The organism is Quatrionicoccus australiensis (genome assembly GCF_020510425.1).
Lineage (GTDB): Bacteria > Pseudomonadota > Gammaproteobacteria > Burkholderiales > Rhodocyclaceae > Azonexus > Azonexus australiensis_A.
In genome coordinates this window covers 1,463,012-1,484,262 of the sequence record NZ_JAHBAH010000001.1, presented here as the reverse complement: position 1 = coordinate 1,484,262, position 21,251 = coordinate 1,463,012, and the positions used below count along the sequence as shown (strand labels likewise).

Annotated in this window: 21 protein-coding genes and 1 pseudogene; 8 read left to right on the top strand and 14 right to left on the bottom strand. The window is 61.8% G+C overall.

Annotated elements, in window-relative coordinates; genetic code table 11:
* Nucleotides 1-6: 6 nt before the first annotated feature.
* From KIG99_RS07205 to KIG99_RS07195, 3 genes are read right to left on the bottom strand one after another with little or no spacing between them, the layout of a single operon-like run.
* A complete protein-coding gene (locus KIG99_RS07205) occupies nt 7-441 on the bottom strand; it encodes a DUF6691 family protein (protein ID WP_226459535.1) in 435 nt (144 codons plus the stop codon).
* Nucleotides 441-869 (bottom strand): YeeE/YedE family protein, encoded by a 429-nt coding sequence (locus tag KIG99_RS07200; RefSeq protein WP_226459534.1) that lies wholly within the window; start codon nt 867-869, stop codon nt 441-443. Before KIG99_RS07200 ends, KIG99_RS07205 begins: the two co-directional genes overlap by 1 nt.
* Before the next feature lie 9 nt (nt 870-878).
* Nucleotides 879-2,120 carry an OmpP1/FadL family transporter gene (locus KIG99_RS07195; protein ID WP_226459533.1) on the bottom strand — a complete coding sequence of 414 codons (1,242 nt, stop codon included), beginning with the start codon at nt 2,118-2,120 and terminating at the stop codon, nt 879-881.
* 204 nt (nt 2,121-2,324) lie between these two features.
* Between KIG99_RS07195 and KIG99_RS07190 the strand changes: the two genes are divergently transcribed.
* The 4 genes from KIG99_RS07190 (at nt 2,325) to arfB (ending at nt 5,708) form a co-directional block, all read left to right on the top strand.
* Nucleotides 2,325-3,299 carry a quinone oxidoreductase family protein gene (locus tag KIG99_RS07190; RefSeq protein ID WP_226459532.1) on the top strand — a complete coding sequence of 325 codons (975 nt, stop codon included), beginning with the start codon at nt 2,325-2,327 and terminating at the stop codon, nt 3,297-3,299.
* Nucleotides 3,296-4,621, top strand: coding sequence for a TAXI family TRAP transporter solute-binding subunit (locus tag KIG99_RS07185; RefSeq protein ID WP_226459531.1), 1,326 nt, complete (start codon nt 3,296-3,298; stop codon nt 4,619-4,621). Before KIG99_RS07190 ends, KIG99_RS07185 begins: the two co-directional genes overlap by 4 nt.
* Nucleotides 4,618-5,244 carry a ParA family protein gene (locus tag KIG99_RS07180; protein WP_226459530.1) on the top strand — a complete coding sequence of 209 codons (627 nt, stop codon included), beginning with the start codon at nt 4,618-4,620 and terminating at the stop codon, nt 5,242-5,244. The genes KIG99_RS07185 and KIG99_RS07180 overlap by 4 nt, the downstream gene beginning before the upstream one ends.
* A gap of 68 nt (nt 5,245-5,312) precedes the next feature.
* Nucleotides 5,313-5,708, top strand: a complete 396-nt coding sequence (gene arfB / locus KIG99_RS07175; protein ID WP_226459529.1) for an alternative ribosome rescue aminoacyl-tRNA hydrolase ArfB — start codon at nt 5,313-5,315, stop codon at nt 5,706-5,708.
* 21 nt (nt 5,709-5,729) lie between these two features.
* Here arfB and KIG99_RS07170 read toward each other — a convergent pair whose 3' ends face one another.
* The 8 genes and pseudogenes from KIG99_RS07170 to KIG99_RS07135 all read right to left on the bottom strand — a co-directional run bounded on the left by KIG99_RS07170 (nt 5,730) and on the right by KIG99_RS07135 (nt 13,736).
* Entirely contained in the window at nt 5,730-6,101 is a 372-nt protein-coding gene (locus KIG99_RS07170; RefSeq protein WP_226459528.1) for a cyclic nucleotide-binding domain-containing protein, read from the bottom strand.
* A gap of 146 nt (nt 6,102-6,247) precedes the next feature.
* Nucleotides 6,248-6,808, bottom strand: a complete 561-nt coding sequence (locus KIG99_RS07165) for a contractile injection system protein, VgrG/Pvc8 family (protein WP_226459527.1) — start codon at nt 6,806-6,808, stop codon at nt 6,248-6,250.
* 167 nt (nt 6,809-6,975) lie between these two features.
* A protein-coding gene (locus KIG99_RS07160) for an IS3 family transposase (RefSeq protein WP_226458416.1) occupies nt 6,976-8,096 on the bottom strand; the annotation gives its coding sequence in 2 pieces (ribosomal slippage) (nt 6,976-7,844 and nt 7,844-8,096; 1,122 coding nt in all).
* Between the two features lie 155 nt (nt 8,097-8,251).
* Nucleotides 8,252-8,749, bottom strand: a complete 498-nt coding sequence (locus tag KIG99_RS07155) for a hypothetical protein (protein ID WP_226459526.1) — start codon at nt 8,747-8,749, stop codon at nt 8,252-8,254.
* Nucleotide 8,750: 1 nt separating this feature from the next.
* Nucleotides 8,751-9,707, bottom strand: coding sequence for a 3D domain-containing protein (locus tag KIG99_RS07150; protein ID WP_226459525.1), 957 nt, complete (start codon nt 9,705-9,707; stop codon nt 8,751-8,753).
* Between the two features lie 2 nt (nt 9,708-9,709).
* Entirely contained in the window at nt 9,710-12,433 is a 2,724-nt protein-coding gene (locus tag KIG99_RS07145) for a type VI secretion system Vgr family protein (RefSeq protein ID WP_226459524.1), read from the bottom strand.
* A 167-nt stretch (nt 12,434-12,600) separates the two neighbouring features.
* Nucleotides 12,601-12,828: pseudogene (locus KIG99_RS20855) on the bottom strand (transposase); the annotation flags it as partial.
* Nucleotides 12,825-13,736 carry a LysR family transcriptional regulator gene (locus KIG99_RS07135; protein ID WP_226459523.1) on the bottom strand — a complete coding sequence of 304 codons (912 nt, stop codon included), beginning with the start codon at nt 13,734-13,736 and terminating at the stop codon, nt 12,825-12,827. The pseudogene KIG99_RS20855 and the gene KIG99_RS07135, both read right to left, overlap by 4 nt.
* A gap of 104 nt (nt 13,737-13,840) precedes the next feature.
* Here KIG99_RS07135 and KIG99_RS07130 point away from each other — a divergent pair, with 104 nt between their 5' ends.
* The 3 genes from KIG99_RS07130 to KIG99_RS07120 all read left to right on the top strand — a co-directional run bounded on the left by KIG99_RS07130 (nt 13,841) and on the right by KIG99_RS07120 (nt 16,048).
* A complete protein-coding gene (locus tag KIG99_RS07130) occupies nt 13,841-14,548 on the top strand; it encodes a pirin family protein (protein WP_226459522.1) in 708 nt (235 codons plus the stop codon).
* Between the two features lie 37 nt (nt 14,549-14,585).
* Nucleotides 14,586-15,140, top strand: a complete 555-nt coding sequence (locus tag KIG99_RS07125; protein WP_226459521.1) for a flavodoxin family protein — start codon at nt 14,586-14,588, stop codon at nt 15,138-15,140.
* Nucleotides 15,141-15,244: 104 nt separating this feature from the next.
* Complete coding sequence (locus KIG99_RS07120; protein WP_226459520.1) at nt 15,245-16,048, top strand: response regulator; 804 nt, start codon at nt 15,245-15,247, stop codon at nt 16,046-16,048.
* On the opposite strand, the gene KIG99_RS07115 is transcribed toward KIG99_RS07120, so the two are convergent.
* Nucleotides 16,026-16,568: a hypothetical protein gene (locus KIG99_RS07115; protein ID WP_226459519.1), complete on the bottom strand. Its 543-nt coding sequence runs from the start codon at nt 16,566-16,568 to the stop codon at nt 16,026-16,028. The genes KIG99_RS07120 and KIG99_RS07115 overlap by 23 nt on opposite strands.
* A complete protein-coding gene (locus tag KIG99_RS07110; RefSeq protein WP_226459518.1) occupies nt 16,565-17,650 on the bottom strand; it encodes an exo-alpha-sialidase in 1,086 nt (361 codons plus the stop codon). Before KIG99_RS07110 ends, KIG99_RS07115 begins: the two co-directional genes overlap by 4 nt.
* Before the next feature lie 174 nt (nt 17,651-17,824).
* Between KIG99_RS07110 and KIG99_RS07105 the strand changes: the two genes are divergently transcribed.
* Nucleotides 17,825-20,383 (top strand): GGDEF domain-containing phosphodiesterase, encoded by a 2,559-nt coding sequence (locus KIG99_RS07105; protein ID WP_226459517.1) that lies wholly within the window; start codon nt 17,825-17,827, stop codon nt 20,381-20,383.
* Here the strand turns inward: KIG99_RS07105 and KIG99_RS07100 are convergent.
* The gene (locus KIG99_RS07100) at nt 20,380-21,168 is read right to left on the bottom strand and encodes an enoyl-CoA hydratase (protein ID WP_226459516.1); all 789 of its coding nucleotides are present in this window, start codon (nt 21,166-21,168) and stop codon (nt 20,380-20,382) included. The genes KIG99_RS07105 and KIG99_RS07100 overlap by 4 nt on opposite strands.
* Nucleotides 21,169-21,251 lie beyond the last annotated feature (83 nt).

Sequence of the window (21,251 nt, the reverse complement as noted above, 5' to 3'; positions counted from 1 at the left end):
GCCTTGTCAGGTTCTGCCTGTCTTTGCCTGCTGGTCCGGCCAGGCAAAGGCCAGCCCACTGCCGAGCAGCAGGCCGCTTACGAAAACCGCCGTTTCCGGATTGCCCGGCGCGCCGAGCAGCGCAATACCCGGGCCCGGACAGTAGCCGCTGATGCCCCAGCCGATGCCGAACAGGATCGAGCCGGCGACCAGCTTTCGGTCGATTTTTCCCGGTGGACCGATATGGAAGCAACTGTCGAACACCGGCCGGGGGCGTTGCAGTATCCAGTGAAAGGCGAGGCCGGTGACGCCGACCGCACTGCCCAGCACGAAGAGCAGCGCCGGATTCCAGGTGCCAGTCACGTCAAGAAAGGCGAGTACCTTCTGCGGCGAGGTCATGCCGGCCAGCGCCAGGCCCAGGCCAAAAACCAGGCCGCACACAAACTGGCTGAACTGGCGCATCAGTAAATCCCCCACCAGTGGCGGACCAGGTAGGTCGTAAGCACGGCCGTGCCCAGGAAGATGCCGACCGCGCCGAACGAGCGCCGGGAAAGGCGTGCCAGGCCGCAGACACCATGGCCGCTGGTGCAGCCCTTGGCGAGCCCGGTGCCGAGCCCGACGAGGAGGCCGGACAGGGCGAGCAGCCAAGCCGGAAAAGCACTGCGCGGGACTGGATACTGGCCGCTGAACAGAGCATAGAGGGCGCTGCCGGCGATCAGTCCGAGCAGGAACAGGACGCGCTCGCGAAATGCTGTGCCATGCTCGGCGAGAAAGCCGCGCAGGATGCCACTGACGCCGGCGATCCTGCCGTTGAGCAGGAGCAGGCCGGAGGCAGCGGCGCCGATCAGCAGGCCGCCGCCGGCTGCAGGAAGAAAATCGGCGAGCGCCATCATTGCCGCCTAGAACTTCAGGCCGTAAGCCAGACCGAGGATGTTTTCCTCGAGATGGATGTCGGCTTCGCCGCCGCCAAAGCCGGCTGGAATCGAGCCGGAACCCTTGACCGTCTTCTTGAAGCCATGGGTGTAGGCAACGCTGAATTCGCCGTCCTGGCCGACCTTGTAGGTGGCGCCGAGACTGAGGTGATCCTGGATAGTGCCCGGGGCGAGGATGTTGAACAGCGTCTGGCTGCTTGGGATCGGCTGGCTTGAGTGGTTGTAGCCGATGCGCAAGCTGAGATCCTTACTGTAGTCGTAACTGATGCCGACCTTGTAGACGGTGGTGTCTTTCCAGCCAAAGCCGGCGCCGTTCCTCGCGCCCAGGCCGTTCGAGATGTTGGCGAGCGGCAGGCCGACCGACTTGACGTCGCTGTAGAGGATTTCTTCGAGGTCGGCCGCCAGCGTCAGTTGCGGAGTCGGCTTGTAAGCGAGGCCGATGCCGTAGTTTTCAGGAATGTCGAAGCTGCCGCTGTCGGCAAACAGCCCTTTGTACTTGTCGAATTTCGATGCCTTGATCTTCGACGACCAGGTTGCGCCCAGGGTCAGTTCGGGCGTGATCTGCCCGGTCCAGCCGAGGCGTATACCCCAGCCGGTTGAACTGTCGGCGCCGCGATTGGTGACATTGCCCGGACTGGTGGTGAATGCCGGGTCAAAGTTTTGCAGGCCCTTGGCTTCGAAACGCTGGTAGGCGAAATTGAGGGCGGCGCCGAGCGCGTGTCGCTCGTTGATCTTCCACGCCACGTTCGGCGAAATGAACAACTGTTCCAGGTTGACCCCGGCCTGGCCGTTGCCGAATAGGGGAATCCCGCTGTTGTACCGGGTGTTCATGCCGCCGTTGCCATAGATCGCCAGGCCGATGCTCAGGTCCGGATTCAGGTGACGGATGTAACCCAGTTCGGGAAGAACGAAGTTCTCCTTGCCGTTGCCGTCATAGCCGCCATCGGCACCGAAGCTGCCGCTGATCTCGGCGCCGCGCTTGGGGGCGAACCAGGTGACGCCAAGGTCGACCCGGTCGGCGACGAAGGCGGTGCCGGCCGGATTGGTGGCGGCAGCAAGGCCGTCCTGCGGCAGGGCGATGCCGACGCCACCGATACCCTGGGCCTTGACGCCGTAGCCATGCTGGAAATAGCCGTTGGTGGCAAGCGCGGCACCGGAAGACAGGGCGAGGGCGAGAAGCAGGCTGATACGACGAATTCGGAATTGCATGGAAGACTCCTGAAGCATTAGGTCTTCCTAATCTAGGGCTTGCTGCTGCGTAAGCGAACTAAGCAATGTTGATAAGCTAATTTGCGCGCCACTTATACCGGTCGACCGGCAAAAACAGCTCATTTTGCCGGTCGACCGCGCTAGATCGCAGATCGGCAGGGTGATAATCTCGCTGTCTTGAAAAAAGATAACGCGGAGATCCCCATGCCCCACGCCATACGCATCCATCAGGCCGGAGGTCCGGAAGTCCTGCGCTGGGAGGAGGTCGTCGTCCCGGCGCCCGCCGCGGGCGAAGCGACCGTCCGCCATGCCGCGGTCGGCCTCAATTTCATCGACGTCTATCATCGCACCGGCCTCTATCCGCAGATCATGCCGGCCGGGCTTGGTCTCGAAGGCGCGGGTGTGGTCGAGGCGGTCGGTGAGGGTGTGATGGATCTCCAGGTTGGCGAGCGCGTCGCCTATGCCGGCGGTCCGGTCGGTGCCTATGCCGAAGTCCGCAACATTCCGGCGCATCGCCTGCTCAAGCTGCCGGACACGATTTCCTTCGAAACCGCTGCCGCGATGATGCTGCAGGGGCTGACTGCCGCCTACCTGTTGCGCAAGACCTGGCGCGTTCAGCCCGGCGATGCCGTGCTGATCCATGCCGCCGCCGGCGGGGTCGGCCTGATCGCCTGCCAATGGGCCAAGGCGCTTGGTGCGACGGTGCTCGGCACGGTGGGCTCCGCCGCCAAGGGCGAACTGGCGAAGGCGCACGGTTGCGACCACGTCATCGACTACAGCAGCGAGAATTTCAGCCAGCGCGTGCGCGAGATTACCGGCGGCGAAGGTGTGGCGGTCGTCTATGACGGCGTCGGCAAGGACACCTTTATCGGCTCGCTCGACAGCCTGCGGCCGATGGGCATGATGGTCGCCTACGGCAACGCATCCGGCCCGGTGCCGCCGCTTGATCTGTTGCTGTTGTCGCAGAAGGGCTCGCTGTTCGTGACCCGCCCGACGCTGATGAACTACACCGCCAAACGCGCCGATCTCGAAGCGCTGGGCGCCGAGCTGTTCGAAATGGTCGGCTCCGGCCGCGTGCGGATCGAGGTCAATCAGCGCTATGCGCTGAAGGACGCCGAACTCGCGCATCGCGACCTGGAAGCCCGCCGTACCACCGGCTCCACCATACTGCTTCCATGATGGCCAAGATCAAAGCCAGTCTGCTGTCGCTGCGCGACCTGTTTGCCACCGCCTGGTGGATCTTCCTGATCGTCGGCATCGGTTTCGTCGTCGCCTACCAGTTTGTCGAGCCGGCGCCGCCCAAACACATCGTGATCTCCACCGGCAGCGAATCCGGTGCCTATTACCAGTTCGCCAATCGCTACGCGGCGATTCTCGCCAAGAACGGTATCACGCTCGAGGTGAAGGCCTCGGCCGGCTCGCTGGAGAATCTTGAACGCCTCAAGAATGACGAGGCGCAGATCGGCTTCGTCCAGGGCGGCGTCGTACCACCGAAAGACGATCCCGACGCCGAGGATGATTCCGGCCTGCTCTCGCTGGGCAGCCTGTTCTACGAGCCGGTCTGGGTCTTCTATCGCGGCGAGAAGAAGCTCGATCGCCTGACCGACCTGCGCGGCAAGCGCATCGCGATCGGCCAGGAAGGCTCGGGCGTGCGCCAGCTGGCGCAGCAGTTGCTGGTCGCCAACGAGATTCCGCTTGGCAAAAACCTGGTGCCGGTCGCCGGTTTGAAGGCCGCCGAGGAGTTGCAGCAGGGCCGCATCGACGCCGCCTTCATCATCGCTGCCGAAAGTGCGCCGGTGGTGCAGGTGCTGCTGCGTTCGCCCGGCGTGCGCGTCATGAGCTTTGCCCAGGCCAACGCCTACCAGCGCCGCTTTCCCTTCCTGACCCGCCTGACGCTGCCGCAAGGCGTCGCCGACCTGGTGCGCGACTATCCGCCGGAAGACATCAAGGTGCTGGCGCCGACCGCCAACCTGATCATCCGCGACGACCTGCATCCGGCGCTGCAAACCCTGCTCCTGCAGGCGCTCAGCGACGTGCATGGCAAGTCCGGCTTCTTCCAGGATGCCGGCGAGTTCCCATCCTACATGGACCAGATGTTGCCGCTGTCGCCCGACGCGGCGCGCTATTTCAAGTCCGGTTCGCCCTTCCTGCAGCGCTACCTGCCGTTCTGGCTGGCGGTGCTGATCGATCGCCTGATCGTGCTGCTGGTGCCGATCATCGCCCTGCTCATCCCGCTGCTCAAGATCGCGCCGGCGATCTACACCTGGCGCGTGCGCTCGAAGATCTTCCGCATCTATGGCGAGTTGAAATTTCTCGAGGACGATATCAAGCAGCATTCCGATATCGAGCGCGCCGGCGAATACCGCCTGCGCCTCGATACGCTGGAAGACGAAGCCAGCCAGCTGCACGTGCCGCTCGGCTTCACCGACCTCGTCTATACCCTGCGCGAACACGTCAACCTGGTGCGCCAGGCCCTGCACAAACTGGAAAAGACCGCATGAAAGCCTTCCTCGTCGCCAATCCCAAAGGCGGCTCCGGCAAAAGCACGCTGGCTACCAACCTCGCCGGCTATTTCGCCTCGAAACGCCACGATGTGATGCTCGGCGACATCGATCGCCAGCAATCCTCGCGCGAATGGCTGGCGATCCGTCCCTTCGAGTTGCCCAGCATCGATACCTGGGACATCGGCCACGACAACATCGCGCGCCCGCCCAAGGGTACCAGCCATGTCGTGCTCGACACGCCGGCCGGCCTGCACGGCAAGCTGCTGGAAAAGGTGCTCAAGCTGTCGACGCGCGTCATCGTGCCGGTGCAGCCGTCGATGTTCGACATGCTGGCGACGCGCCATTTCCTCACCGAACTGCTCTCGGAAAAGGCGGTACGCAAGGGCAAGGCCGACGTCGCCGTGATCGGCATGCGGGTCGATGCCCGCACCCGCGCCGCCGGCGAACTGGAAAAATTCTTTGCCACCTTCGACCTGCCGGTGCTCGCCTACCTGCGTGACACGCAGACTTACGTCCAGGCCACGGCCGCCGGCATGACCCTCTTCGACCTGCCGCCGTCGCGCGCCGAGCGCGATCTCGAGCAGTGGCGGGCGATCATCGACTGGGTCGAGGCCGAGTAGGGCGCCCGGCGGTCAACGCCGCAAAAAGGCCATTTTTCACCGGTCGACCGGTGGCGGAAAGCAAAAACATGATCGACATCCCGCTCGGTGAAATCGAATTCAGCGCCATGCGCGCCCAGGGCGCTGGTGGCCAAAACGTCAACAAGGTGTCGAGCGCCGTGCATCTGCGCTTCGACATTGCCGCCTCGTCGTTGCCCGACGCCGTCAAGACCCGCCTGCTCGCCCTCGGCGACCAGCGCCTGACCAAGGATGGTGTGCTGGTCATCAAGGCGCAGGAGTTTCGTACCCAGGAAAAGAATCGCGCTGCCGCCCTGGCCCGCCTGCAGGAACTGGTCGAAGCCGCTGCCACCGTGCAACGCCCGCGCCGTGCCACCAAGCCGACCTACGGCTCGCAGAAACGGCGTCTGGAAAGCAAGGTGAAGCGCGGTGCGATCAAGCAGGGGCGGGGCAAGATCGAGTTTTGATGCGCCGCCGGTATTCGCCGTTCAGGCGTTTGCCGCGCTGAGCAACTTGTCGGTGGCGCGCAGGCGTTCGGCCATGATGCGCATGACCCGGGTTGCGAAGAAGGGCGTCTGCTGGACGAGGAACTGGAAGCGCTTTTCATCGACGGCGACAAACTCGCAGTCGGTCTTGGCGATGACGCTGGCCGAATGCGGCCCCGGTGACACCAGCCCGACCTCGCCGACGATGCTGCCATGTTCGAGTGTCTCGACCAGCCGGTTCTTGATGAAGACCTCGGCGTTTCCGGTATTCAGAACGTACATCAGGCTGCCTTCCTCGCCTTCGCGAAAAAGCGCTTCGCCGGCGGCAACGTGTACGGTTTCGGATTTGTGCGCAAAAAGTTCGATCGGGATCATGCTTGTCTCTTTGTTATGAAAAGCGGGTTGGGGGCGGGCAGCATTGCCGGGAAATCGTTCTCTTGTCTGCAGGATGCAAGGTGTTGCAGCCGGGGGGGGATGGCAGTCTATTCTGCCCCGGAGCCGGCGCTTCTTCAACGTTTTTGCTAGAGCTGCGCGTTGCATCGGATTTTGATGAGGTCGCCGACATAGTCGTCGTGCTGGGTCAGGGTGAAGACCCGGCCCTCCGCCAACTGGCGGACACTGCCTTTACCGGCGAACTGACGATAACCGGCTTCAAAGGCTGCCATCGCCAAATCGGTGCGCAACTGGGCGGCGGTGCCGTCCTCGAAGCGGTAAGGCAGGCTGGCTTCGTAGATTTCCAGACTGGGGAGTTCGCCATTGTTCAGGGCGGACTTGGCCTCGGCCCCCGTGGCGACCAGTGACTTGTAGTCCCAGCCGTTCAAGGTCACGGCATTGGGCAAGACCTTGCGTGCTTCGTGCCAGACGTCGATGGTGTCCGAGGCTTCGGTGGCATGCGAGCGATGAAAGCGGATTTCCGCTTGGGTGCAGTGCGGGCGCTCAGTGCTACGGTCAAAGACGACGAGTTGGTGGCGTGCATGCGTCGCCTTGTCGCCAGCCTCGGCGGACTGGTCATGGTCGAAACGGAAGGAGAGGCCTTCTTCGGCCAGGAGGCGGCGGCTTGGAATGTTTGAGCAGAATCCCACGGTCAACCGGAAAAAATAGCTAAAATTGAAACGTCGGCTGAGCGTGAAAGCGGGCAATAACCTTGGTGCAGAACGATCTTCTGATGTTTGATGAAATCTATGGTAGTGGGTTAGGCGCGGGGTAGTAAGTATGAAACGGTGGCAGGGGGCCCGACGTCCCCCCGTTTTCAGTAGCAGAGGGCTTTAGAGTCCGGGGGTAATTTACCTGATTTCTGGGTGAGTGATTTTGCATAGGCTGCGGGCGTCAAACCGCCCAGGGATTTTTTCGGTCGCTCCTCGTTGTACTCGCGGCGCCAGCCTTCGATGACGACCTGGGCATGGCGCAGGCTGGTGAACCAGTGCTCATTCAGGCATTCATCCCGGAAACGCCCATTGAACGATTCGATATAGGCGTTCTGATTCGGCTTGCCTGGCTCAATGAGAAAGAGTTGGACGCCACGGGCATGCGCCCAGGTCAGCATGGCCCGACTACAGAACTCCTTGCCGTTATCCGTCCGAATGGCCTTGGGCAAGCCTCGCGTCTTGGCCAACTGATCGAGCGTTCGGGTGAGTTGCATGCCGCCGATTGCGCGTTCCGGAACAATCGCAACTGCTTCGTGCGTAGCGTCATCCACAATGGTCAGGCTTTTGATGACTCGTCCTTCCGCCGTCCGGTCGAACACGAAATCCATTGACCAGACCTGATTGGCGGCCGAAGGGCGCTCTAGCGGGTGACGATCCGACACCGGAATCTTCTTCCGCTTTCGCCTTCTCACTTGCAGACCGGCCTCGGCGTAGAGCCGATCCACCCGCTTGTGATTCACCACCAGGCCGGCCTGCCGCAGCTTCAAGTAGATCATCCCGGCACCGTAGCGCCGATGACGTTGGGCGAGCGTGACGATCTTCTCCTTCAAAGCAGCATTGCGATCCGCCGCCGGCTGGTAACGGAATGAACTCGGACTCATGCCAACGAACCGCAATGACTTTCGCTCGCTGAGCCCCTCGTCGATCAGGTAGCGCACCAGATCACGTCGTGACGGTGCGCTCACCACTTTTTTCGCAGAGCTTCCTTAGCGATCTCGTTTTCCAGCATCGTTTCGGCCAACAGCTTCTTCAAGCGCGTGTTTTCCGTTTCGAGCTCCTTGAGCCGCTTAGCGTCCGACACGCTCATTCCGCCAAACTTGCTGCGCCAGAGGTAGTAGCTTGCCTCTGAGAAGGCGTGCTTGCGGCACAACTCCGCTATCGGCATTCCTGCTTCTGCTTCCCGCAGGAAGCCAATGATCTGTTCTTCGGTGAATCGCTTCTTCATGTCCAATCTCCTTGTCGTGGTGAATTGGACTCTAAAGTCAGGCGCTACTCAATTCCGGGGGGACGTCGCGCAACATTTTTTATGTAATGCGGTCAGAGAATGGCGGGGTTTTTAGAGGGGCTTTGAGTTTTCCAGCTGTGACTCGATCGGGCGAATTATTCATTTGGTGCGTACTTGTCACTGGATATTGACCATCGCGGGCGCTCTTCTGGAATAATCTCCGCTTGATTAAAGCGGTCAATTTCTTTAATCGTTGCAACGCTATACAAGATTTCTGTTCCGGCAAAATGCAAACTCCCGCAATCAATAGCTATGCTTTTTCCTTTTTGCCAGAACCAATAGTCGCGAATAAAAGGTTCGCACCTTATCGAACGCACTTTGCCGTTATAGTAAATTCTTAGTTCGCTCGCGTTAGGTAAAATATTTTCTGGCGTGGTCCATGTGTTATTTACTAGCCATGCAGCCGTTTTTCCATCGGGCGATAAAGTGGCATTTCCACCGCGCCCATGTTGAGTTAATTTTATGTTTTTGCCACGAAGTGTGATGGCATGCACGTTTTTGTTGTTGTCGAGGTATATTTTCGAGAAACTTGGTGGCTCCGCGAAACATTTTGTTGAGATCGCGAGCAAGTAATATATAAATATTTTTTTCATTTTATCCGCAGTATTTTACTATTCTTTGAGTGCCATTTATTTTTCCATTCTTCCAAGTCGTTACTACAGTTTGGCCTGATCCCAAGAAATTATCAATGTGGTAGTTCTGAATTGCGCTGCCGCGATCATCTGCAAAACGGTTACCTACACCTTCGATGTATACACACGCGTGCTTTGGAATAACGCGCGGGTCTACCGCGATAGAGTGATTTTCGGATACCGTTCCAAAAGCTCCGTGTACACCATCTGCATAGCTAAAAGTAAGGCTGTCCGGTGTATTGACGTAATCGGGACTTCCTTTTGAATTGCGATGCCAACCTCCTGACATGCTTTGTAGACGAATGTAACGACCGTCCGTTGATTGTCCTGTGCCTTGCATCGGAATCCCTCTTGCTCCAAACAGGAAATCTTGCTTATGCATTTCGGCAAGGCCATAGCCTGGTACAAGGTTCCCAGAAAAATCAGATTCCAAACAAACATTATATCCCGTTATAAGAAATGAGGACTCATACCAAGCTTCTTTAAGCTTGATTTTGAAAGCTGGTAAAGTGACATTTTTGGTTTCTGTTGTTAATTCAAACTCGCCATCTAATCTGGTTTCAATAACGAGAGACATTTGCCCTTTTGCATCAGTAGTGCCACTTGTGATTATTTGGTCGTTAGGTCTATTCGATTTTATTTTTAGGGTGTGCTCTGCTGCAGGGCTGCCATCTATTCGCTGTATGAGTTTTACGTTTAATGGTAATCTGTATAGAATTTTATTATTAACCGCGCGAGATGTGGTTGGGATAATTGGAAGCTGATCTCCAAACTGGTTGGTTTGGGTGCTAATTGAACAAACCAGATCTTCAACTTGCAACTTGATTACTGAGTTTTCTTCGGTAGTGGTCGAGGTTGTGCCAATAAGTATTTCGGTGTTTTTAGCAACGTGCTCAGTTGCGATGTCGCTGTCAGCCATAATTAACCTATGAGATAAATATCAAGTTTTTTCGATTCTGATGTTACAACTCGTTGAGTTTTTCCATTTTCATCGGTAATTCCGTTGATGATTTGACCATCCGAAGAAACGATTTTGTAGCGGACATTTGAGAGTGCGTTTCCATTGGTGTCATGCAATTGAAACTGTTCGTCGTAGCGGGTTTCGCTAACCAGCCCTGATGGCAACCCTTCCAACTGCACAGCACCATTCCCCGGCCCCAAAAACGCCGCGCCACTCCCCTTGACCGAGAACGTCCCCGGACACGCGAAGGTGATGTTGCTGCCTTCCAGCGTCACGGAACTCTGCCCGGCCTGGAGGACGATCTTCTCCTTGGCCTGGATATGAATCTCGTCGTTGCTGCTGGTGATGGTCATCGACTGATCGGCGAGGATTTCCATCGTGTCGGTATTCGCCTGGATGGTGTGGCTGCCGGCCGCCGCGATGCTCTTGATGCCGCCCGAATGACTGAACCAGCTCGCCCCTTCGCCGACGGTGGTAGCGAAGGTGTGGGCGGCGGCGATGTGCAGGTCCTGTTGCATCGTCGCGTGCAGGTGCTCACCGGCAAAGAGCAGCGTGCTGGCCGGGCTGGACAGGCCGATATCGCCGGGGGCTTCGGAGAGGATGATCGGTTCGGCAAAGCGCTCGGTGGCGTCGCCGAGTTCGCGACTCCCCGGCTTCGCCTTCTGTGCAGCCTGCCCGCCGACAGCCCCTGAGAACTTGCCGTCTTGCCTGGGGTCGATAGCCTTGATGAGTTTCGTTTGTTCGGCATTCCCCTTCAAGGGCAAAGCCCCCTGCGTCTGTGCCGCCTCTGACAGCGATTTGGCCGCTTCTTCAGCCGCCTTGAGCTGGCCGACCGCCTCGGCCACATCCATCTGCGTGCTCGCCCCTTGGGGCCGGGCCGAAGCAGAAATCAGCATCCCTTCACCGGCCCGCACGGCCAGCCAGCCATCGGTTCGCAACTCGAACCCCGAACCGCGCCAGGCGCCGCGGCTGGCCTCGGTGGCCGGTTGCTGAATCAGGTGGCCCAGGGCCAGTTGTGAGGCTTGTTCGCTGGAGGCCAGTCGGGTGCGCAATTGCCCTGGGGCATCATCGGTCACCCACTGGTTGTGTCCTTCGTCATGGTTGTGACTCATCCAGCCGGAAAGAACGCCCGGGTGATTGGCCCCGGCCTCATGCCCGGCCGAGAAGGGCGGCAGGTCCGCGCCGTTATAGACCTGACCGACGACAACCGGTCGATCGATATCACCCCCCTGAAAATCCACCATGACTTCCGTGCCGATGCGTGGCAAAAAGTGGCTGCCCCAGTTGGGGCCGGACATCCATTCGGCAACCCGGACCCAGGTGCCGGATTGATCGTTGCCGGGTGCGTTGCCGGTCTTGCCGGCAGCTCGCCCGGCCGGGCCGGTTTCGGCAAGGCCGCCAGCATTGGGCGAAGCCCCGCGCTGCCAGTGGAACTGGATGCGGACGCGATGATCACGGTCAGTCGTCAGCTTGGCGTCGGGCAGGCCGACGACCAGGGCGGATTGGGGGGCGGCCGTCGGGCGAGTGCGCGGCTGCGGCACATCAGGTACAGCCGCCGGCAGGGCCAGAAGTCGATTGCGGTAAGTGCCGGATTCGATCTCGGTGTTGTCCAACAGTTCAGCCGCCTGGGCTCCGAGATTGTTGGCGCCGTGATGTTCGATGCTCTGCACGGCAAAGCGGGCATCGTCGCCGACATAGTCGTCGTGCTGGGTCAGGGTGAAGACCCGGCCCTCCGCCAACTGGCGGACACTGCCTTTACCGGCGAACTGACGATAACCGGCTTCAAAGGCTGCCATCGCCAAATCGGTGCGCAACTGGGCGGCGGTGCCGTCCTCGAAGCGGTAAGGCAGGCTGGCTTCGTAGATTTCCAGGCTGGGGAGTTCGCCATTGTTCAGGGCGGACTTGGCCTCGGCCCCCGTGGCGACCAGCGACTTGTAGTCCCAGCCGTTCAAGGTCACGGCATTGGGCAAGACCTTGCGTGCTTCGTGCCAGACGTCGATGGTGTCCGAGGCTTCGGTGGCATGCGAGCGATGAAAGCGGATTTCCGCTTGGGTGCAGTGCGGGCGCTCAGTGCTACGGTCAAAGACGACGAGTTGGTGGCGTGCATGCGTCGCCTTGTCGCCAGCCTCGGCGGACTGGTCATGGTCGAAACGGAAGGAGAGGCCTTCTTCGGCCAGGAGGCGGCGGATGAAATCAAGGTCAGATTCGCGGTATTGCGTGGCCGTACTGTACTGTCGCAGCTTCTGCGTGACCTGGCTGGTCCAGTTCGCCTCCGGATAGTCGGCGAAGATCTGGCCGATGATGTCGATCACGGTTTTATCCTGAAACAGATAGCAATCCCGACGCTGCGCCAGGAAAGCGAGGAAGGGTTCCATGATCAGACGATAACGGGCGAGACCGCCATCGGCGCCGAGTTGCATGGCCTCGGTGACGTAGCCGTGCCAGGCGCGCTTGCTGCCATCGGCCAGCAGGAGGCGTAGGGTGATTTCTGCGCCAAGCAGCGATTTGAGGTCGAAGAAGGCATCGGTGGAGATGCAGTCGATTTCGAAGCGGAAAGGCTCGGAGACGGCTTCGCAGCCATTGAAGCGTTCGACGATTAGGGCGTGCTCCAGCAGGGCTGTTTTGATCTCCAGCAGGCGGGCGTGCTGCGAGAGGAATATTTCGCTGACTGAGAGGGCTGGCATCGGGTACGCAGAATATGCTTTTGGGATGGTGATTATATTATGACGAAGGCGATTTAAAAAAACCGATTGGCATTGGGTTGGGGTTTGCTCAACCCGATCCGGGGGCGAAGGGATGCTCGATGCTCTGGCGCCGGATGCGCATGCTCAGGGGGGGCTGGTCCAGGTGGGCTTTCCTTCGCTAGGCGCCGACTAGACTGGATGCGGTTGAGATAGCCGTAGATATAGAGCTTCAAGAGCACTGCTGGATGCTAGGCCGGCCGCCCTGTGGCTGCAGGGGCGATACCCGAAAAGCCCAATTTGTAAATATCCTGCTCACCATCAGTGCCGAATGTATTGATCACTCCAAGCAATTTTCGTTCACGTTTTACATAGTCCGGGCCGAGGTCGCCCTTCACAGCCCACCGGTCAACGCCTCGATTTCCGCCTTTTTCGCCAATTCCTCGAGAAACCAGGCGAGCGCCCTGCCGATCTGGCGTGAGCGCCAGGCGAGGTGCAGGGGCATGGCCGGGCGCGGGCTGGCGATCTGCTTTTCGATCAGGCGGCCGGCGGCGAGTTCGGGGGCGGCCAGCCAGTGCGGTAGGTGGCCGATGCCGAGACCGGCGACCTGGGCGCTGGCCTTGGCGCGGATATCGGGAACGCGCAGCGCGTCCTGGCCTTCGATGATGCCGATGCTGCGCGCGTCGAGTTCCTGCGAGGTGTCGGCGATGACGACGGCGCGGTGGCGTGCCAGTTCGCTGCTCGGGATGGTGCCGGGCCAGGTGGCGAGCGGATGTCCGGCGGCGACGGCGAAGACGAATTTCGTATCGGGGCAGAGCAGGCGGCTGGCCAGGCCGCTGCGTGCCGGCATGTCGCCGGGGGCGCCGATCACCAGGTCGGCGCGGTCGGTGGCGAGCGCATCCCAGGTGCCGCCGAGCACTTCGTAGGTGAGGCGGATCTGCGTCCCGTGGCCGGCAGCGTAGAAACGTTCGAGCAGCGGGTAGATGCGTTCGACCGGGATGATGGCGTCGACGACGATGCGCAGTTCGGCCTCCCAGCCGGTGGCGATGCGCTGCACGCGGCGTTCCAGTTCCGCGGCAGCGCGCAGCAGGTGGCGGCCGTCTTCGAGCAGGGTTTGCCCGGCGGCGCTGAGCGTCGCCTTGCGCCCGCTGCGGATGAAGAGCTGGACGGCGAGTTCGCTCTCCAGCTTGGCGACGGCGTGCGACAGCGCCGAGGGCACGCGGTGCAGGGCGACGGCCGCCGCCGAGAAGCTGCCTTGGCGATCGATGGCATCGAGAATGCGCAGCAGGTCGAGGGTGATTTTCATGTGAATTTTATTGAACGATAAGTCCGAAATAATTCGCTGTTATGACGCGAACTCTACGCCTAGTATGGAGACCAAGCCATATCGATCATTCACAAGGAGTTGCCATGATTGTCCTGCGTCCGTCCGAACAGCGCGGTTATGCCGATCACGGCTGGCTGCAGGCGCGGCACAGCTTCTCCTTTGCCGATTACCACGATCCGGCCGAAATGGGCTGGGGCGCGCTGCGCGTCATCAACGAGGATCGCGTCGCGCCGGGCACCGGCTTCGGCCGGCACGGCCATCGCGACATGGAAATCGTCACCTACATTTTGTCGGGTGCGCTGGAGCACCAGGACAGCCTCGGTCACGGTGGCATCATCCAGCGCGGCGAAGTGCAGCGCATGAGCGCCGGCAAGGGAATTTTGCACAGCGAGTTCAATCCCTCGTCCGACGAGACGACACATCTGCTGCAGATCTGGATTGAGCCGGCCGCGCCCGGCAGTGCGGCCAGTTACGAACAGCAGGCGCTGCCGCTCGGCGAAATGCGCGCCGACTGGCGCCTGGTCGCTTCGCCGGACGGCGCCGCCGGCAGCACGACGATCGGCCAGGACGCCCGTCTCTGGGCGCGCCTGCTCGGCGCCGGCGAGGCGGCGCAATATCGTCCGGCACCGGGCCGTCTGGCCTATGTGCATGTCGTACACGGTCGACTGTCGCTGAACGGGCAAAACCTGGCGAGCGGCGACGGCGCCAAGATCGCCGACGAAGAATTACTCGAGTTTCTGGCCGACGAGGAAGCGGAATTCCTGCTCTTCGACCTGCCGCCCCTGGCTTGACCAACCCCACCCCAACAAACCTGAAAAGGAAAACAGCATGAGCAAAACCATCGTCGTTTATCACTCCGGCTACGGCCACACCCAACGCGTTGCCGAAGTCGTCGCTGCCGGCGCCGGCGGCGAGCTGCTCGCCATCGATGCCGAAGGCAACCTGCCGGAAGGCGGCTGGGACAAGCTGGCTGCCGCCGATGCCATCATCTTCGGCACGCCGACCTATATGGGCGGCCCGAGCTGGCAGTTCAAGAAATTCGCCGACGCGTCGTCCAAGCCCTGGTACGGCCGCGCCTGGCAGGACAAGGTGTTCGGCGGCTTCACCAACAGCGCCAGCCCGGTCGGCGACAAGGGCGCAACGCTGATCTCCCTGCAGACGCTGGCTTCGCAGCACGGCGGCATCTGGGTCAGCCTCGGCCTGCTGCCGAGCAACAAGAAGGAATCGACCCGCCTCGACGTCAATAGCCTGGGCGGCTCGGTCGGCCTGCTCGTGCAGTCGCCGTCGGATGCCAGCGTCGAGGAAATCCCGCAGGGCGATCTCGATACCGCCAAGCTGTACGGCCAGCGCGTTGCCGCCATCGCCGCCAAGCTGCGCGGCTGATCGCTTTTCCGGGACGATGGCCGGCTGGCCGTCGTCCCGGCTTGTCCATGGCCGCCCGCCGGCTGCTATAGTGCGTGCATTACCCCGCTTTCCGGAGTGTACGCATGGCAATGACTACCTCGCTGGCTGACCTGTCCGTCCTGCTCGTCGAGCCTTCCCACATGCAGGCCAATCTGGTCAAGCGCATGCTCGAACATCAGGGCGTCATCGAGGTCAAGGTCGTCGACTGCGCTGCCGCGGCGCTTGCTGCGCTGACCGAAAATGCCGCCGTCGGCCGGGTCGTGATCAGCAGCCTCTACCTGCCGGACATGGCGGGTACCGATCTGGTCGCTGCGATGCGCGGCGATCCCGATCTGGAAACCATTCCCTTCATCCTCGTCTCCAGCGAGACGCGGCCGCAGGTGCTCGAGCCGGTGCGCCAGTCGGGCGCCTGCAGCATCGTCGCCAAGCCCTTCAACGAGCAGCAGCTGTCGCGTGCGCTGTATGCCGCCGCCGACTACCTGAATCCGCCGGAAGACATGGATATCGCCGAAGTCGAGAGCCTGCGCGTGCTGCTCGTCGACGACAGCGTGGCCTCACGCAATCACTTGCGCCGACTGCTTGAGGAACTCGGCATCGAGCGCATCACCGAGGCGGTCGACGGCAAGCAGGCGGTCAATTTGCTGCAGGAAACCATGGTCGATCTGGTGATCACCGACTACAACATGCCTGAGATGGACGGCCGCGAGCTGACCGAATACATCCGCACGCAAAGCTGGCAGAACAACGTGCCCATCCTGATGGTGACCAGCGAGCAGAACATGGGGCGTCTCGCCGCGGTCGAGCGGGCCGGTGTTTCGGCGATCTGCGACAAGCCCTTCGAGGCGGGCAGCATCCGCAAGCTGATCAGCGAGTCGCTGACCCGCTAGCGCGCCAGCGGCGCCCGACGACGGCCAGCGCGAGCAGGAGCAGCAGCGGGTCGAGCAGCGCGTCCCACAGGTTGGCAAAGAGGCCGCCGGCATAGCCGGCGAGATCGACGCCGAGAATGAGCAGCCAGAGGTTCTGGCGACGCCAGAAGAGCAGGCCGCCCAGCGGCAGCAGTGCGGCCAGAACGGCGAGCGGCTGGTAGCCGAGAGCATAGGGATCGAACGGTCCCCAGCCCAGCGCCAGCGGATAAAAACACAGGGCAAAAACCAGTAGACCGAGTGCCGCTCGATACGAGAGCGGCGATGGTGTGCGCCCGGCAATCTGCAGGATGGCCAGTTGCAGCAGGGTCAGCGAGGGCGGCCCGAAGACGCCATGCAGGAAGGGCGCAATGCCGGCGAGCAGCGCGGTGACGCTGGCGGTCAGCACGGCGCGGGTGCGGAATTCGCCAAACGGGATGAGCGCGAACAGCGCGGCAAAAATGACGGCGTGGGCGAGTAGACCGTAAGCGGCCGGCAGGTTCATGACTCACCCCCGTTCAGCCAGGCTTCGCTGAAGACGGCATGGCGCAGCTGCCGTGCCGGCCCGCGATAAAGCAGATGAATGCGCGCGTCGCGCCCCTGCAGCAGGGCCGGTTCGGCAAGATCGGCGGTAGCGTCGGTCGACTGTTCCAGCGTGCGGCTCACCCGCCAGGTCAGCCCGGTGTCGTCCGACAGCCAGAGGGTCAGCGCACCCGACGGCGTCTGGCCGGCGAGCAGCAGCTTGCCGCTGTGCAGGCGGCGCAGTGCGAGCGGCGCCGCGCCGGCGAGTGCGGGCAGCGTGGCGATGTTCTGCCAGGTCCGACCGCCATCCTGGCTGCTGGCGAGTTGATCCGGCCCGGCGTCGCGCAATACGGCGAGCGCCTGCTGCGCATCGAGGGCGATGCTGGCCGGTGCTGCCGCCGGCAGTCGCTGTGTGCCGATGAGCTTGCCGGTGGCCGAGAGGCGCAGCCATTCGCCGCGGGCAGTGATGAATTCACGCGCCAGCGGCAGGAGCAGTCCGCCATCGGCGAGCAATAGCGGCGCTCCGTTCGGCTCGCCGCCGCTGCCGGCGAGCGGCGAGGTCGGCAGGCGGCTCGGCTTGTACCAGCTGGCACCGCCATCGGTCGACTGGCTGTGATTGAGCAAAATGCCGCCGAGCGGGTTGTGGCTGGCGTACCAGAGGTGCAGCCAGCTGCCCTCGGCGTGGAGCAGCGGCCGAGCGGTCCGGCTGCTCCAGGCGAAAGTGCCGCCCGCCGTGCTTTCGCGGCTGGCGATGCGTCGCGCGGCTCGCCAGCCGTCGCGGCCAAAGGTGCTGAACCAGATGCCGGCATTGTCATCATCGCCGGCCAGCCAGGCGGCGGCGAGGCGGCCGTCGGGGAGTTCGGTCAGGCTGGCGTGGCGCGGCGTTTCATCGGTCGACGGCAGGTTTTGTGCCAAAAACAGGGTGGGCAGTTGTTGCAGGCGGGCCTCGGGCGGCGGTGCAAAAGTCGTCGCCGCGGGTTGCGGCGTGCGCCAGGCGGCAGCGCCCAGCGCGCCGAGAAAGAAGGCACCGGCCAGCCAGCGGAGCATGGCTTGCGACAAACTCACGGGCAAAACGCTACGGGGCGGGTGGGCTGCATCATCAGGATTGGCCGGACAGGATTGCCCGATTTTAGCGGCTAGCGTGAATTACCGGTTATTACCAGCAAAATTACGGGTTGTTGCGAATTCGTTGCCATGGTGTTTCGGTGATAATCACGCAATCAACACAAGGCATGGATCATGCGGATCAAACACTTTCTGTTCGGGGCCTCGGCCATTGTGGCAGCCCTGTTTTTCGGTGGCGCCTACTGGTCGCTGGAGCGGGTTTTCGACAGTCTGGTACGGGCCAATGCCGCACGCACCTCGGAAGCGACCAGCCGGATCGCCTTCGCCTCGATGTACCAGTTGATGAGCCAGGGCTGGCAGCGCAGTCAGGCGACGGCCTTCCTCAAGGCGATGGCGGAATCGGGCAAGGACAGCGGCCTGACCGTGCAGATCTATCGCGGCCCGGTGGTCGAAGCCCTCTATCACGAGATCGAGCAACCGCCGCTCGACGACGAATTGCGCAGTGTTTTCGCCAGCGGCCAGCCCTTGCGCCGCGACACTCTTGATTATGCCCGCCACGTTTACCCGCTGGTCGCCGAAACACGTTGCCTGGGCTGCCATACCAACGCCCAGGTCGGCAGCGTGCTCGGCGCCGTCGAAGTGCGCCAGGAATACGCCGGCCTGCTCGCCGATGCGCGGCATCAGTTGATGCTCGCCTTTGCCGTGCTGCTGCCCATCGTCGGTCTGCTGGCGCTGGCTGCCGTATGGTGGGTGGGGCGCCGTATCGAAGGCTCGGTCGGCCGGCTGCTGGCCGGTTTCGATCAGGTCAATGCGGTCGGCGACCTGCGCCATATCGCGCTCGACAAGACCGATCTCGGCTTCGTCGAACTGAACCGTGTCGTCACCGCGCTCGGCCGGCTGCTCGAGAAGCTGCGCGCGATTGCCGTGGACAAGGACATCCTGACCTTCGAGATCGGCCTGCTCGAGAAATTCGTCATCACCTCCGAGGTCGTGCGCGACTGGCGCGACTACGTCGGCCGCCTGCTCACCGAGATCAACAGCGTGATTACGGCGCATACGCTGTTCTCGGTGTTCAAGATCGATGACGAACTGTTCGACCTGGAAATCTTCTGGCGCGGCCCGACCTCGCCCGAGACGCGGGCGATGATGGAGCGCCATATCCGGCACGAACTGAAGAACGTGCCGACCTTTGCCGATATCGGCGCCTGCAATATTCACCACCATGTCGCCGATCCGACGGCGCCAGTGGTCGAGTTGAGCGAGGCGGAGGTGGCCGTGCGCGTCAAATCCTTCTTCGTCGACCGGCCGAAGATCGGCGGCATCGTCGGGATCGGCGTGCATGCCGGCATGCTCGAGGACGAGACGCGCTACCTGGTCATGGAAAGCATCCTGTCCACGCTGCTCAACGTCGTCGGCTCGGTCAAGGCGATCTACAAATACACGCGCGATCTCGAGTATTACGCGACGCGCGACCCGCTGACCGATCTCTTCAATCAACGCGTCTTCTGGGAACTGAGCACCTACGAAATCGGTCGCGCCCAGCGCCACGGCTACAGCTTCGGCCTGCTCCTGATCGACCTCGATAACTTCAAGCTGGTCAATGACAACTACGGCCACGCGGTCGGCGATACCTATCTGCAGCACTTTGCCCGTCAGGTGCAGGTGGCGCTGCGCGATGGCGACATCCTGGCGCGTTATGGCGGCGACGAATTCGTCGCCCTGCTGCCGGAAGCGGCGGCCGATTCGGTGGCGATGGTGGCCGAGCGCGTGCGCATGGCGATCGAGGCGATCGAGGTGATGACGCCGGATGGCATTCGCTTGCGTGGCACGGCCTCGATCGGCCTCGCCGTCTATCCGGACCACGCCGAGAGCGCCAAGGACCTGCTGCTTTTCGCCGACAACATGATGTATCGCGCCAAGGCGGCGGGCAAGGATCAGGTCGCGATTCCGACCCAGGAAGACGTGGTCGATATCTTCCGCGACATTTCGCTGAAGAGCGTCATGGTCCTCGAAGCGATCGAGGCGCGCCGCGTCGTGCCCTTCTTCCAGCCGATTCTTTCGGTTGCCGACAACCGCATCGTCGCCTACGAGGTGCTGTCGCGCATCGAGCTCAACGGCGAGATCATCCGTGCCGACGAGTTCGTCGAGATTGCCGAAAAGATGGGCGTCATCCATCGCCTCGACATGCTGGTCATCGAGCAGGCGCTGAGCACGCTGGCGGCGCGCGGCCATGCCGGCGAGATTTTCATCAACCTGTCGCCGCGTGCGCTGGTACTCAAGGAATTCGCCCGCGATCTGCGGCGTCTCGTCGAGGCGAGCGGCATTGCGCCGCACAACATCGTTTTCGAGATTACCGAACGCGATACGGTAAAGAGCCTGGCTGTGCTCGAGCGCTTCCTGAACGACCTGAAGGCCGACGGCTTCAAGCTGGCGATCGACGATTTCGGTTCAGGCTTCTCGTCCTTTCACTACCTGCGCCGCTTCCCGATCGACTACCTGAAGATCGAGGGCGATTTCATCGCCAACATGCTGAACAGCGAGAAGGATCGCACCTTCGTCACCAGCATCCGCTCACTGGCGCGCGAGATGGATATCACGGTGGTCGCCGAATATGTTGAGTCGGCCGATATCCTGGACGAACTGGTCAAACTTGATATCCAGTGCGCCCAGGGTTACTACATCGGCCGTCCGGCCCGCGAGTTGTTGCCGGTGGACTGGCAGCGCCCGGCTTAAGCGCCGGTATAGAGCGGCTGGCGTTTCTGCATGAATGCGTCGATGCCTTCGCCGGCATCGGCGCTCATCATGTTGCAGGCCATCACTTCGCCGGCATAGGCATAGGCCTCGTCCAGGCCCATTTCCAGCTGTTGGTAGAACATCCCCTTGCCCATGCGCACGGCGACCGCGCTCTTGGCAATGATGCTGCCGGCCAGGCGCTCGATTTCCGTATCCAGCGCGTCGGCCGGGACGACGCGATTCACCAGGCCCTTGGCCTTGGCTTCCAGCGCATCGATGAACTCACCGGTCAACAGCATTTCGAGGGCATTTTTGCGCCCGAGATTGCGCGCCAGGCCGACCGCCGGTGTCGAGCAGAACAGTCCGACATTGATCCCGGAGACGGCAAAGCGGGCGACATCGGCGGCAACGGCGAGATCGCACATCGACACCAGCTGGCAGCCGGCGGCGGTGGCGATGCCGTGAATGCGCGCGATCACCGGTTGCGGCAGGCGCGTGATGCTGAGCATCAGGTCGCCGCACTGCTTGAACAGCGCCTGCATGAATTCCTTGCTGTGATTGGCGCGCATTTCCTTGAGATCGTGACCGGCGCAAAAGGCCTTGCCGGCACCGGCGAGCACGACGACACGCACGGCCGGGTTGGCGGCGATGCCGTCGAGCTCGGCCTGCAGGGCGGTTAACATCTCTTTGGACAGCGAATTGAACTGGCCCGGGCGGTTCAGGGTCAGCGTGGTCAGGCCGTCGGCGCGGTCATGCCGGAGGACGAGGGGTTCGGTTGCGGTCATCTGGGTCTCCTATGTTTTTATTTGAATCCGCTAATCTAGCCGATGCCCCGAGAAAATGTAATCGGCCGGCCGGAGCAGGCGGT

Bases quoted from the DNA above. Each gene is read 5' to 3' on its own strand.
- KIG99_RS07170 (WP_226459528.1), bottom strand. From the start codon at position 6,101: ATGATCCCGATCGAACTTTTTGCGCACAAATCCGAAACCGTACACGTT.
- KIG99_RS07185 (WP_226459531.1), top strand. From the start codon at position 3,296: ATGATGGCCAAGATCAAAGCCAGTCTGCTGTCGCTGCGCGACCTGTTT.
- KIG99_RS07100 (WP_226459516.1), bottom strand. From the start codon at position 21,168: ATGACCGCAACCGAACCCCTCGTCCTCCGGCATGACCGCGCCGACGGC.
- KIG99_RS07120 (WP_226459520.1), top strand. From the start codon at position 15,245: ATGGCAATGACTACCTCGCTGGCTGACCTGTCCGTCCTGCTCGTCGAG.
- KIG99_RS07155 (WP_226459526.1), bottom strand. From the start codon at position 8,749: ATGAAAAAAATATTTATATATTACTTGCTCGCGATCTCAACAAAATGT.
- KIG99_RS07205 (WP_226459535.1), bottom strand. From the start codon at position 441: ATGCGCCAGTTCAGCCAGTTTGTGTGCGGCCTGGTTTTTGGCCTGGGC.
- KIG99_RS07125 (WP_226459521.1), top strand. From the start codon at position 14,586: ATGAGCAAAACCATCGTCGTTTATCACTCCGGCTACGGCCACACCCAA.
- KIG99_RS07135 (WP_226459523.1), bottom strand. From the start codon at position 13,736: ATGAAAATCACCCTCGACCTGCTGCGCATTCTCGATGCCATCGATCGC.
- KIG99_RS07130 (WP_226459522.1), top strand. From the start codon at position 13,841: ATGATTGTCCTGCGTCCGTCCGAACAGCGCGGTTATGCCGATCACGGC.
- arfB (WP_226459529.1), top strand. From the start codon at position 5,313: ATGATCGACATCCCGCTCGGTGAAATCGAATTCAGCGCCATGCGCGCC.
- KIG99_RS07180 (WP_226459530.1), top strand. From the start codon at position 4,618: ATGAAAGCCTTCCTCGTCGCCAATCCCAAAGGCGGCTCCGGCAAAAGC.
- KIG99_RS07190 (WP_226459532.1), top strand. From the start codon at position 2,325: ATGCCCCACGCCATACGCATCCATCAGGCCGGAGGTCCGGAAGTCCTG.
- KIG99_RS07200 (WP_226459534.1), bottom strand. From the start codon at position 869: ATGGCGCTCGCCGATTTTCTTCCTGCAGCCGGCGGCGGCCTGCTGATC.
- KIG99_RS07150 (WP_226459525.1), bottom strand. From the start codon at position 9,707: ATGGCTGACAGCGACATCGCAACTGAGCACGTTGCTAAAAACACCGAA.
- KIG99_RS07145 (WP_226459524.1), bottom strand. From the start codon at position 12,433: ATGCCAGCCCTCTCAGTCAGCGAAATATTCCTCTCGCAGCACGCCCGC.
- KIG99_RS07105 (WP_226459517.1), top strand. From the start codon at position 17,825: ATGCGGATCAAACACTTTCTGTTCGGGGCCTCGGCCATTGTGGCAGCC.
- KIG99_RS07195 (WP_226459533.1), bottom strand. From the start codon at position 2,120: ATGCAATTCCGAATTCGTCGTATCAGCCTGCTTCTCGCCCTCGCCCTG.
- KIG99_RS07115 (WP_226459519.1), bottom strand. From the start codon at position 16,568: ATGAACCTGCCGGCCGCTTACGGTCTACTCGCCCACGCCGTCATTTTT.